We start from the raw sequence: 12,144 nt of genomic DNA on the forward strand, positions 1-12,144 counted from the left end.
CGGTTCCTACAAGCGCGGTCCCTGCCTGCCTCAGTAGAGTAATCTTCTGCGTGCGGATCTGCGCGCCGAAGCCTGCGCGACCTTGTGCGAACCATCCAAAAGCACCGCCGCCTCCCGCGGCGGATCGGAGGATCCATGACCCCCTCACCCCAGGAGCTGTCCGGAGAACCCGGCCTGCCGTCGTCGGGAAGGTCTGAGACGTCCGCGCCTGCCGGGCCGGACCTGACCACCACCGCCGGAAAGCTCGAGGATCTGCGCAACCGGCTGGCCGAGTCAGCCCTGCCCTCCGGCCAGGACGCCGTGGACCGTCAGCACGCCCGGGGCAAGCACACCGCCCGCGAGCGGATCGAGATGCTGGTGGACGAGAACTCCTTCGTGGAGTTCGACGCCCTGGCCGTGCACCGCACCTCGGCGTTCGGCATGGACCGCAAGCGCCCCCTCGGGGACGGTGTGGTCTCCGGCTACGGCACCGTGGACGGGCGCCTGGTGGCCGTGTACTCGCAGGACTTCACCGTGTACGGCGGTTCGCTGAGCAAGGTCAACGGCGAGAAGATCGTCAAGGTCCAGGAGTTCGCCGCCCGCAACGGCTGCCCGGTGATCGGGATCAACGACGGCGGCGGCGCGCGCATCCAGGAGGGTGTGTCCTCGCTGGCCATGTTCGCCGACATCTTCCGGAACAACGTGATGGCCTCCGGCGTGGTCCCGCAGATCTCCCTGATCATGGGTCCCTGCGCCGGCGGCGCCGCCTACTCCCCCGCGCTGACGGACTTCATCGTCATGGTGGACCAGACCTCCCACATGTTCATCACCGGCCCGGACGTGATCAAGACCGTCACCGGCGAGGACGTGGACATGGAGACCCTGGGCGGAGCGCGGCAGCACAACGCCTCCACCGGCACCGCCTCCTACCTCGCCGCCAATGAAGAGGACGCGATCGAGTACGTGCGGGAGCTGCTGGAGTTCCTGCCGGCCAACAACCTCGCCGAGGCCCCGATCGAGCCGTTCGTGGAGGAGCTGGAGGTGCTGGACGAGGACCTCGAACTGGACACCTTGATCCCGGACTCGGCGAACCAGCCCTATGACATGCTCACCGTGATCGAGCGCCTGGTGGACGAGGGCCATTTCCTGCAGACCCAGGAGCTCTACGCCCCCAACGTGATCACCGGGCTGGGCCGGATCGAGGGCCGGACCGTGGGCGTGGTGGCCAACCAGCCGCTGCAGTTCGCCGGGACCCTGGACATCGCCGCCTCGGAGAAGGCCGCCCGGTTCGTGCGGTTCTGCGACGCCTTCAACATCCCGATCATCACCCTGGTGGACGTGCCCGGCTTCCTGCCCGGCACCGATCAGGAGTTCTCCGGCATCATCCGCCGCGGGGCCAAGCTGATCTACGCCTACGCCGAGGCCACCGTGCCCAAGCTGACCGTGATCACCCGCAAGGCCTACGGCGGCGCGTACATCGTGATGGGCTCCAAGAAGCTCGGTGCCGACCTGAACCTGGCCTGGCCCACCGCGCAGATCGGCGTGATGGGTGCCCAGGGCGCGGTGAACATCCTGTACCGCCGCGACCTTAAAGCCACCGAGGAGGCCGGCGGCGACGTGGATGCCCGCCGCGCCGAGATCGTCCAGGACTACGAGGCCGAGCTGCTCAACCCCTACCAGGCGGCCGAACTGGGGTACGTGGATGCGGTCATCCCCCCGTCGGAGACCCGCGTCCAGCTGGTCCGCGCCCTGCGGGCCACCTTCCACAAGCGCGAGGCCCGCCCCGCCAAGAAGCACGGGAACATGCCGCTGTGACGGCTGCCCAGCACCGACCCGAAGGAACCGAGACCATGACCGCAGTCACCGAGACCACCGCTGCCGAGGCATGCGAACTGATGATCCGAGGGAACCTGACCCCGGAGGAGACCGCCGCGCTGACCGCGATCGTGCAGGCCGCCGTCGTGGAGGCCCAGCAGGCGGGCGGTGAGGACACCTCCGCCGTGGACCGCACCCTCGACCGCCGCCGTCGCCTGGGCCTGTGGGACCGCCCGGGCTCGGGGTCGTGGAAGAACTCCGCCGGCTGGAACTGAGCTCCTGACCCGGGCGGGTGACCGCTGGGCGTGCTGCTGACCCAGGGTTTCTGAGCTGCACTGATCGGCGCTACGTGGGTCTCGGTTGCACGTATTGCCGAGAGGCGAAACCGTGATGCACAGTTCGACGGTTTCGACCCCGGAACTGGTCAAGTGGTGCAACAGCCCCTCGGATTCCGTCACACGGTGCAGCAGGGATCAGCGTCCTCCCAGCGCCCTCCGCGCCGGACTCCCGTCCTGCACAGGAGTCCGGCGCTCTCGGCTGATCAACAGGATGCCCGCCCGCCCATGCGACCTCACGCCCCGCAGGGTCTGCTGGGGGCATGGCACCACGTTCGTCCCCACTGCTGTCCCCCGTCTTCACACTCGATGAGGCCCGTGCCCACGGACTGACCGACTACGACCTCTACCGTGCTGGCTTGGAATCCCCGAAGCCCGGCCTGCGGATGGCTGCCGGGCATCAACCGGACCCGTTGCAGGTGGCCGGCAAACTGGCCACGCGCGACCCCTCCCTCATCCTGACCCACCAGACCGCCGCGCACCTCTGGGGACTCTGGCTGCCCTCCTCCATGCGGGAGCCCACCATTCACCTGGCACGGAGGCGTGGTCACGGCGGGATTCCGCGGGTCGACGGCACCACCGGCCACCTCACCGCCGCGCAGGACCAGGACCTCCGCATGATCCGCGGCGTGGCCATCACCTCTCCTGCCTGGACCTGGACCGACCTGGCCTCAGAACGTCTCACGCTCCGAGAACTGGTGGCGGCGGGAGACTCCCTGCTCCAACGCCCCGATGGGCCACCCCGCTCTGGACGCCACGAGGGGATGAACCCGTTGTCCACCCTGGCCGAGATGCGCGAGCTGGTGGGGCGGCGTCCAGGAATCTGCGGCGCACCCCTGCTTCGCGAGGCACTGGAGCTCGTCCGCACCGGAGTGGATTCGTCGCCGGAGTCGTGGGTGCGGACCGGTCTGCTGGACGAAGGATGGCCCGAGCCCGAAGTGAATCCTCTGCTCTCATTCGAGGACGGGTGGTCTGTTCGCCCGGATCTGGCCTACCGCCAGTGGCGGATCGCCATCCAGTACGAGGGCCAGCACCATTTCACCGAGGCTCAGCAGTACGCCTCGGACATCCACCGGGACGATCGGCTGTCACAACGAGGCTGGGAGACCATTCGCCTCTCCTCCCGTGTGCTGACGCCGGTGGGGTGGGGCGAGTTCACCGACGGACTGCGTCGCGCCGTCCAGCGGCAGACCCGGTGAAGCAGCTCTGGTGGGGCCGCCCCCGCGAGCACAGGTGGAACTCCTGCGGATTCAGCGGGACCCTGTCACGCCGTTGGACTTTTCGCTGAGCTGCGTTGCACACCTCGGCGAGATCAGCCTCAGTTCCCGCCATGTCATGCAACATTGACTGCGCTGGCGCCGAACATCGCATCACAGAGGACCACCTCGACGATGTGTGCAGCAGGGAATCGACGTTCCGCGATCAAGAGCGTCCGCACGAACCCTAGGATGGCCACCATGACTTCTACCGAGCGTCCTGACCAGGAAGCGGCCCTCACCCCGGCCTTCCCCTCCACCCGTGAGCCGTCACAGATCGATGCGCTGGCGAACCAGTACGTCAAGGACGTGCTCGCCCTGGACCCGGAGATGGCCACCTCCATGGGCCTGCCCGGGCACGAGACCGAGTACGGGGATTACTCCCCCGCCGGGGTGCAGGCCAAGGACGAGCTGAATCGCCGCCTGCTGGCTGACCTGGACTCCGCCGAGCCGCAGGACGACGTGGACCGGGTGACTGTGGCGGCCATGCGAGAGCGCATCGGTCTGGAGCGCGAGATCGTGGCCACCGGCCGCACCGAGCTGAACAACATCGCCTCCGCCGCCCAGGGCATCCGCGCCGTGTTCGACCTGATGCCCACGGACACCGCCGAGCAGTGGGAGCACATCGCCGGCCGGCTGAAGAACCTGCCCGCGGCCCTCACCGGGTACCGCGAGTCGCTGGAGGCCTCGCGCCAGGCCGGCCTGGCCCCTGCCCAGCGCCAGGTGGACATCGTGATCGAGCAGGCCCGTGCCCACGGCGAGCACCACGGATTCTTCCCCGGCCTGGTGGAGCGAGCCGCGGGGGCCGGCGTCGTGCCCTCCTCCCTGATGACCGAGCTGGAGGCCAACGCCATCAGCGCAGGTCATGCCTACAAGGAGTTCGCAGACTGGCTGCAGGACGATCTGCGCCCGCACGCACCGGAACAGGACGCCGTGGGCCGCGAGCGCTACGCCCTGGCCTCTCGCGAGTTCCTGGGCGCCACGATCGACCTGGAGGAGACCTACGAGTGGGGTCTGGAGGAGCTGCGCCGGATCGTGGCCGCCCAGCAGACCGATGCGGAGGCCATCCAGCCCGGAGCCAGCATCGAGGAGGCCCGTCAGATCCTGAACCAGGACCCGGCCCGCCGCCTCGAGGGCACGGATGCGCTGCGCACCTGGATGCAGGGCAAGTCGGACATGGCCCTGACCGCCATGCAGGAGTACTTCCACATCCCCGCGCCCATGGACCGCGTGGAGTGCATGATCGCCCCCACCCAGGAGGGCGGCGTGTACTACACGGCTCCGTCCGAGGACTTCTCCCGCCCGGGCCGGATGTGGTGGTCCGTGCCGGCGGGCGAGGACTCGTTCACCACTTGGGGCGAGACCACCACGGTCTTCCATGAGGGCGTGCCGGGCCACCACCTGCAGATCGCCACCGCCATGCTCAACCCTGATCTGAACGACTGGCGCCGCCACCTGTGCTGGACCTCCGGCCACGGTGAGGGCTGGGCCCTGTACGCCGAGCGGCTGATGGAGGAGTTCGGCTTCCTGCAGGATCCGGGCGACCACCTGGGCATGCTGGACGGCCAACGGATGCGCGCGGCCCGCGTGGTGTTCGACATCGGCGTGCACTGCGGCTTCCGTGCCCCGCAGGAGTACGGCGGCGAGGTCTGGACCCCCGAGTCCGGCTTCGCGTTCCTGCAGCAGCACCTCAACGACTCCCCCGGCCAGGTCCGCTTCGAGTTCCTCCGCTACCTGGGCTGGCCCGGACAGGCGCCGTCCTACAAGATCGGGCAGCGCCACTGGGAGCAGATCCGCGCCGACCACCAGCGCCGTGCCGCTGACGCCGGCCAGGACTTCGACCTCAAAGCCTTCCACACGCGCGCACTGCTGCTGGGCTCCATGGGCCTGGACACCCTGCGCGAGGCCATGGCCTGAGGCGGCGGTTCCAGCATGGTCAGCAGTGAGGCATTCCCGACGCCGGCTCCCTCACCGTCCAGCGCACCGCGCCTGATCCTGGCCTCGGCATCGCCGGCACGGGCCAGGATCCTTCAGGCGGCAGGCATCCCGTTCACCGTGCTGGTCTCGGACGTGGACGAGGATGCCGTGGCCGCACGGCACCCCGAGGCCACCCCGGAGCAGACGGCGCTGCTGCTGGCCCAGGCCAAGGCGCGGGATGTGGCGCAGCGCTCGGTTGCGGCTGATGCTCTGGTGGTGGGCTGCGATTCCGTGTTCGAGCTGGACGGGGTGCCTTACGGCAAGCCCTGGGAGCCCGAGGTCGCTGTGGAGCGGTGGCTGATGCAGTCAGGCCGGTCCGGGGTGCTGCACACCGGACACTGGGTGGTGGACACGCGCAGCGACTCCCAGGCCGGCGGGACCAGTTCGGCCACGGTCACCTTCGCCCCGGTGGACGAGGACCAGATCCGTGCCTACGTGGCGACCCAGGAGCCGCTGCAGTGCGCGGGAGCGTTCACCATCGACGGCCGGGGTGCGGCGTTCATCGAGTCTGTCCAGGGCGATCCGAACGCGGTGATCGGCCTGTCCGTGTCCGCTCTGAGGTCTGTGCTGGGCCAGCTCGGGGTGGATCTGACGGCCTACTGGGGCTTTGGAGGAAACCTACAACCCTGAGGGCGCGGCGCGGGGATGTGCCGCGGTTTCCTGTAGGAATCCCACCGAGGGGATAGTGTCGGCACGTTGAGTTCCGTTCCGAAGGAGTCCCTCCCGCATGACCGAGTCGACACACCCGTCCTCCCCCGCCGCCCGCCCGTTCTCCCGGGTGCTGGTGGCCAACCGCGGAGAGATCGCCGTCCGGGTCATCCGGGCCGCCCATGACGAGGGCCTGACGGCCGTCGCCGTGTATGCCGAACCGGACCGGGACGCACTGCATGTGCGGATGGCCGATGAGGCCATCTCCCTGGGCGGCTCCACCGCCGGGGACTCCTACCTGGTGATCGAGAAGATCATCGAGGCCGCTCGCACCGCTGAGGCCGATGCCGTCCACCCGGGATACGGATTCCTCTCGGAGAACGCCGACTTCGCCCGTGCCGTGGAGGCGGCGGGCCTGGTCTGGATCGGACCTCCCGCCGAGGCGATCGAGCAGCTCGGGGACAAGGTCTCTGCGCGCCACCTGGCCCAGAAGGTCGGCGCTCCCCTGGTGCCGGGCACGGCAGATCCGGTCACCAGTGCAGATGAGGTCCTGGCCTTCGCTGACGAGCACGGTCTGCCCCTGGCCATCAAGGCCGCCCACGGTGGCGGTGGCCGCGGCATCAAGGTGGTCCGCGAACGCGAGGACATCACCGAGCTGTACGAATCCGCCGTGCGTGAGGCCACGGCCGCGTTCGGCCGTGGAGAGTGCTTCGTGGAGCGCTTCCTGGACGCCCCGCGCCACGTGGAGACTCAGTGCCTGGCCGATGCCGCCGGCAACGTGGTGGTGGTCTCCACGCGTGACTGCTCCCTGCAGCGCCGGAACCAGAAGCTCGTGGAGGAGGCACCGGCCCCGTTCCTGACCGCCGAGCAGCAGGAGCGTCTGTACAGCTCCTCGAAGGCGATCCTGCGTGAGGCCGGGTACCGCGGTGCGGGCACCTGCGAGTTCCTGGTGGGCGTGGACGGGACCATCTCGTTCCTGGAGGTCAACACCCGTCTGCAGGTGGAGCATCCGGTCTCCGAGGAGGTCACCGGGCTGGACCTGGTGCGGGAGCAGTTCCGGATCGCCCGCGGCGAGGAGCTGGGCTACGGGGACCCCGAGGTCCGCGGCCACTCCTTCGAGTTCCGGATCAACGGCGAGGACCCGGGCCGCGGCTTCATGCCTGCCCCTGGCACCCTGAGCACGTTCCGCCTGCCCGCCGGCCCCGGCGTGCGCGTGGACACCGGCGTGGAGGAGGGCGAGACCATCTCCGGCGCGTTCGACTCCATGGTGGCCAAGGTGATCGTCACCGGCGCCACCCGCGAGCAGGCCCTGCAGCGCTCCCGCCGTGCCCTGGCCGAGATGCAGGTCGAAGGGATGCCCACGGTGCTGCCTTTCCACCGTGCGGTGGTGTCCGATCCCGCGTTCGCCCCGCAGGACGGCAGCGCCTTCACCGTCCACACCCGCTGGATCGAGACCGACTTCCAGAACACTCTGGAGCCCTACCAGGGTGGGATCCCGGCCGCACCGGACGCCCCCACCGCGGAGGAGCGCCGCACCATGACCGTGGAGGTCAACGGCAAGCGCGTGGAGGTGACCATTCCAGCCATCTTCGGGGCGATCTCCACCTCGGTGACCAATACGGCCAAGCAGGCCGGCCGTCGTCGTGGTGGGCGCGGACGCAGCCGTGGCGGTGCCGCAGCCGCCGCGGCCAACGGGGACACCCTGACCTCGCCCATGCAGGGCACCATCGTCAAGGTGGCCGCCTCCGTGGGCGACACCGTGGCCGAGGGTGACCTGATCGTGGTGCTGGAGGCGATGAAGATGGAGCAGCCGCTGACCGCGCACAAGTCCGGCACCCTCACCGAGCTCAATGCCGAGGCCGGCGCCACGGTGACGGCTGGTGCCGCCATCGCCACCATCGAAGACTGACTCCACCGGCTCGACCGGCGGGGATCTCCGATGCAGCCTTCGTCCCTGCGGTGATCCTGGTTGCACACATCGTCGACTCCTCTGCCTGAGTTGCACGGTTCGTCCTGATCCCCCCTGATCGTGGACACCTCGTGCAACCCATCGCCCCGAGTCGACCAGTGCTGCAACAGGGTTCTCCAGCGCCACCGGCCGGGGATCGACCGCCCGCCCAGGCCAGCCCTTCGGCCTCCGCATGTCCACTATGTGGAACGAGTGGATCCGCATCGTGGACCGCGGTTTACGATCAATCGTCGCTTCGCACACGAACGACGACTGAACGATCCTGACCTGGAGGGATGCCCCCGATGAGCACTGACCTGTCCACGCCGAGCACGGACGGCCGCCGTCCGGACGGGCGCCGCATCAAGGACGACGGCACCGCCGAGCTGGGGGTCCCCCGCTCGCGCATCGTGATCGCCTCGCTCATGGGCACCTCGATCGAGTTCTACGACTTCTACATCTACGCCACCGCCGCGGTCTCGGTGTTCCCGCTGATCTTCTTCGCGCAGGGCGACGACAGTGCGGCGCTGCTGGCCTCCATGGCCACCTTCGGCGCGGCGTTCGTGGCCCGCCCGGTCGGCTCGGTGCTCTTCGGCCACTTCGGGGACCGGATCGGGCGCAAGGCCACCCTGATCGGCTCGCTGCTGACCATGGGCATCGCCACGTTCCTGATCGGCCTGCTGCCCACGTATTACCAGATCGGCCTGTGGGCCCCGGCCATGCTGACCCTGATGCGCTTCTGCCAGGGACTGGGCCTGGGCGGCGAGTGGTCCGGAGCGGCACTGCTGGCCACGGAGACCGCCAAGGAGGGCAAGCGCGCCTGGGCGGCCATGTGGCCCCAGCTGGGCGCCCCCATCGGCTTCCTGCTGGCCAACGGCCTGTTCCTGGCCCTGACCCTGGCCTTCGACCACGACTCCACCAACCCGGACATGGACGGTGCGTTCCTGACCTGGGTCTGGCGCCTGCCGTTCCTGCTCTCCCTGGTGATGGTGGCCATCGGCCTCTACGTGCGCGTGAAGCTGGAGGAGACCCCGGTGTTCCAGCGCGCCGTGGACAATGACGAGCGCGTCAAGGCCCCGCTGGGCGAGGTGTTCCGCCGCAACTGGTGGGAGCTGATCCTGGGCACGTTCATCATGCTGGCCACGTACGTGCTGTTCTACCTGATGACCACCTGGATCCTGTCCTACGCGATCGGCTCTGCCGCCACCGGCGGTCTGGCCGTGCCCTACGCCGACTTCCTGGTCCTGCAGCTGATCGGCATCCTGTTCTTCGCCGCGTTCGTCCCGATCTCCGGCCTGCTCGCGGACCGCTTCGGCCGCCGTCCCACCCTGATGGTCATCACCCTGGGCGTGATCGCCTTCGGCCTGACCTTCGGCACTTGGCTCAACTCGGACTCGATCGGCTCCGGCGAGGGTCTGAACACCTTCCAGATGCTCGCGTTCCTGGCCGTGGGCATGACCCTGATGGGTCTGACCTTCGGCCCCATGTCCGCCGTGCTGCCGGAGCTGTTCCCCACCAACACCCGGTACACCGGCTCCGGCATCTCCTACAACGTGTCCTCCATCCTCGGCGCTGCCCTGACCCCGTTCGTGGCGGCCTGGCTGGTCAAGGAGTACTCGGTGGCGCATGTGGGCTACTACCTGGCCGCCGCCTCGGTGCTGACCCTGATCGCGCTCTGGCTCTCCCCGGAGACCAAGAGCCGTTCGCTGGACTCGGACTCCCGCGTGATCGCCGAGGAGATCTCCACGGAGCCGTGATCCACCCGCTCTGACCGGCCCGGCACGACGACGGCCCGGCACCTTCCAGCATCACGCTGGCCAGGTGCCGGGCCGCTTCGCTGTCAGGACAGCAACCTCGACCTGCTGCCCCTCTACAGGTGCACGTGCAGGCGGCGGGCCGCCTCGGAGATCGATCCGCTGATCGAGGGGTAGACAGTGTAGGTGTTGGCCAGGTCGTCCACATGGAGCTTGTGCACGACCGCCAGCGAGATCGGGAAGATCAGCTCGGAGGCACGCGGGGCCACCACCACCCCGCCGATCACGGTGCCCGAGCCCTTGCGGGAGAAGATCTTCACAAAGCCGTGCGTCACGTTCATCATCTTGGCCCGGGGGTTGGTGTCCAGGTCCAGCTTGATCACATCGGCCTGGTACTTCCCGGAGGCCACCATCGCCTCGGTGATGCCCACGGTGGCGATCTCCGGGGAGGTGAAGATGTTGGAGGAGACCAGGTGCGGCTGGAACGGCTTGACCGCATCTCCCATCAGGTGCGCCACGGCCGTGCGGCCCTGCATGGCGGCCACCGAGGCCAGCGGGAACACGCCCGTGCAGTCGCCGGCGGCGTACACGGTGGGCACGGAGGTGCGGGAGACACCGTCCACCGCGATGTGCCCGGACTCGGTGGTCGTCACCCCAGCGGCCTCCAGCCCCAGGTCCGCGGTGTTGGGGATGCCGCCCACGGCCAGCAGGCAGTGGCTGCCCTCCACCACGTCACCCCCGGAGAGCGTCACCCTCACGCCGTCCTCTGTGCGCTCCACGGACTCGGCGCGGGTCTGGCTGAGCACGTTCACCCCGTTCTGGGCGAACACCTCCTCCAGCACTGCCGCGGCGTCCGGGTCCTCGCCGGGCAGCACGCGGTCGCGGGAGGAGACCAAGGTGACCTTGGCCCCCAGCAGGTTGTAGGCGGAGGCGAACTCCGCGCCGGTCACGCCGGAGCCCACCACGATCATGTGCTCGGGGATGTCGGTGAGCGTGTAGACCTGGGTCCAGTTGAAGATGCGCTCCCCGTCCGGCTGGGCACTGGGCAGCTCACGCGGGCTGGCACCCACGGCCAGCAGCACGGCGGTGGACTCCAGCTCGTAGGGCTCGCCCTCGTCCGGGGTGACCTCCACGGTGGTGGGGCTGAGCATGCGCCCTGTCCCGATCACCACGGTCACCCCGCGGCGCTCCAGTCCACGCCGGATGTCGGCGGACTGCTGGGAGGCCAGCTCGAGCAGCCGCTTGTCCACCTCGCGCATGTTCGCCGAGGGGGTCGCACCGTCCAGGTCCACGCCCAGGGTCGGGGCCTTGACCACGCGGCGCATGGAGTCGGCGGTGGCGATCAGGGTCTTGGAGGGGACCACATCGGTCAGCACGGCGGAGCCGCCCATGCCCTTGGACTCGATCACGGTCACCTCCGCTCCGGCCTTGGCCGCCACCAGGGCAGCCTCGTAGCCGCCGGGGCCGCCGCCGATGATCGTCAGGACAGGACGCTGGAGAATCTGGTTCACACTCACCGGTCCATTCTGACCGATCCGTCCGGCCCGGGCGAACGCAGCCGCCGGTAGGATGACGCCCGTGACTGAGACGAACCAGACCTCCAGCCCCTCCACCGCCTCCGCCCTGCAGGGCGACCACCCCGGTTTCGAGCAGGCCCGCCAGGCCGCCGCCGCGCTCGCGCAGGCCACGGGTGTGGACCGCCACCGGATCGCCGTGGTCCTGGGCTCGGGCTGGGGCGGTGCCGCCGAGCTGATCGGCGAGACGACTGCCACCGTGCCCACCGCCGAGCTGCCGGGCTTCGCCGCTCCCTCGGTCCCGGGGCACAACCCCACGGTGCGCTCGGTCCGCCTCAAGGACGGCTCTCAGGCCCTGGTCTTCGGCTCGCGCACCCACTTCTACGAGCACCGCGACGCCCAGGCCGTGGCCCACACCGTGCGCACCGCAGCGGCGGCCGGGGCCGAGATCGTGGTGCTGACCAACGGCTGCGGCGGCCTGAACCCGGACTGGGCCCCGGGCACTCCGGTCCTGGTGGCCGACCACATCAACCTCACCGGCGCCACTCCCCTGTCCGGCGCCACCTTCGTGGACCTGACCGACCTCTACTCCCCGCGCATCCGCCAGATCGCCCGTGAGGTGGACCCGGAGCTGCCGGAGGGCGTCTACGTCCAGTTCTCCGGCCCGCAGTACGAGACCCCCGCCGAGGTCAACTACGCCCGCACCATCGGCGGTGACCTGGTGGGCATGTCCACCGCGCTGGACGCCATCGCCGCCCGCCACGCCGGACTGGAGGTCTTCGGCATCTCCCTGGTGACCAACGCCGCCGCCGGCATCAGCGGCGATCCGCTCTCCCACGAGGAGGTCGTGGAGGCAGGTCAGGCGGCCGGACCGCGCATCTCGGCCCTGCTGGCCGGCATCATCGAGAAGCTCTGAGT

9 protein-coding genes are annotated in these 12,144 nt (G+C 69.4%); 8 read left to right on the plus strand and 1 reads right to left on the minus strand.

All coding sequences use genetic code 11. The annotated features are described in order from the left end of the window. The first annotated feature begins 135 nt into the window (after positions 1-135). The 7 genes from BM355_RS09990 to BM355_RS10020 all read left to right on the plus strand — a co-directional run bounded on the left by BM355_RS09990 (position 136) and on the right by BM355_RS10020 (position 9,715). Positions 136-1,794 carry an acyl-CoA carboxylase subunit beta gene (locus BM355_RS09990; protein ID WP_091697975.1) on the plus strand — a complete coding sequence of 553 codons (1,659 nt, stop codon included), beginning with the start codon at positions 136-138 and terminating at the stop codon, positions 1,792-1,794. A 35-nt stretch (positions 1,795-1,829) separates the two neighbouring features. Continuing rightward, complete coding sequence (locus tag BM355_RS09995) at positions 1,830-2,069, plus strand: acyl-CoA carboxylase epsilon subunit (protein ID WP_091697976.1); 240 nt, start codon at positions 1,830-1,832, stop codon at positions 2,067-2,069. Between the two features lie 323 nt (positions 2,070-2,392). Then, positions 2,393-3,328: a hypothetical protein gene (locus BM355_RS10000; RefSeq protein WP_091697979.1), complete on the plus strand. Its 936-nt coding sequence runs from the start codon at positions 2,393-2,395 to the stop codon at positions 3,326-3,328. 258 nt (positions 3,329-3,586) lie between these two features. Next, positions 3,587-5,302 carry a DUF885 domain-containing protein gene (locus BM355_RS10005; protein ID WP_091698196.1) on the plus strand — a complete coding sequence of 572 codons (1,716 nt, stop codon included), beginning with the start codon at positions 3,587-3,589 and terminating at the stop codon, positions 5,300-5,302. A 15-nt stretch (positions 5,303-5,317) separates the two neighbouring features. Then, on the plus strand, positions 5,318-5,992 hold the full coding sequence (locus tag BM355_RS10010) for a Maf family protein (protein ID WP_091697981.1): 675 nt from the start codon (positions 5,318-5,320) through the stop codon (positions 5,990-5,992). A gap of 97 nt (positions 5,993-6,089) precedes the next feature. Beyond that, positions 6,090-7,919, plus strand: a complete 1,830-nt coding sequence (locus BM355_RS10015; RefSeq protein WP_091697983.1) for an acetyl/propionyl/methylcrotonyl-CoA carboxylase subunit alpha — start codon at positions 6,090-6,092, stop codon at positions 7,917-7,919. Positions 7,920-8,263: 344 nt separating this feature from the next. Beyond that, complete coding sequence (locus tag BM355_RS10020) at positions 8,264-9,715, plus strand: MFS transporter (protein WP_091697986.1); 1,452 nt, start codon at positions 8,264-8,266, stop codon at positions 9,713-9,715. A gap of 113 nt (positions 9,716-9,828) precedes the next feature. Here the strand turns inward: BM355_RS10020 and BM355_RS10025 are convergent, their stop codons facing one another. Further along, a complete protein-coding gene (locus BM355_RS10025) occupies positions 9,829-11,229 on the minus strand; it encodes an NAD(P)H-quinone dehydrogenase (RefSeq protein ID WP_091698199.1) in 1,401 nt (466 codons plus the stop codon). Positions 11,230-11,281: 52 nt separating this feature from the next. Between BM355_RS10025 and BM355_RS10030 the strand changes: the two genes are divergently transcribed. Further along, a complete protein-coding gene (locus BM355_RS10030) occupies positions 11,282-12,142 on the plus strand; it encodes a purine-nucleoside phosphorylase (RefSeq protein WP_091697989.1) in 861 nt (286 codons plus the stop codon). Positions 12,143-12,144 lie beyond the last annotated feature (2 nt).

This window comes from Micrococcus terreus, assembly GCF_900116905.1.
GTDB classification, from domain to species: Bacteria; Actinomycetota; Actinomycetes; order Actinomycetales; family Micrococcaceae; genus Citricoccus; species Citricoccus terreus.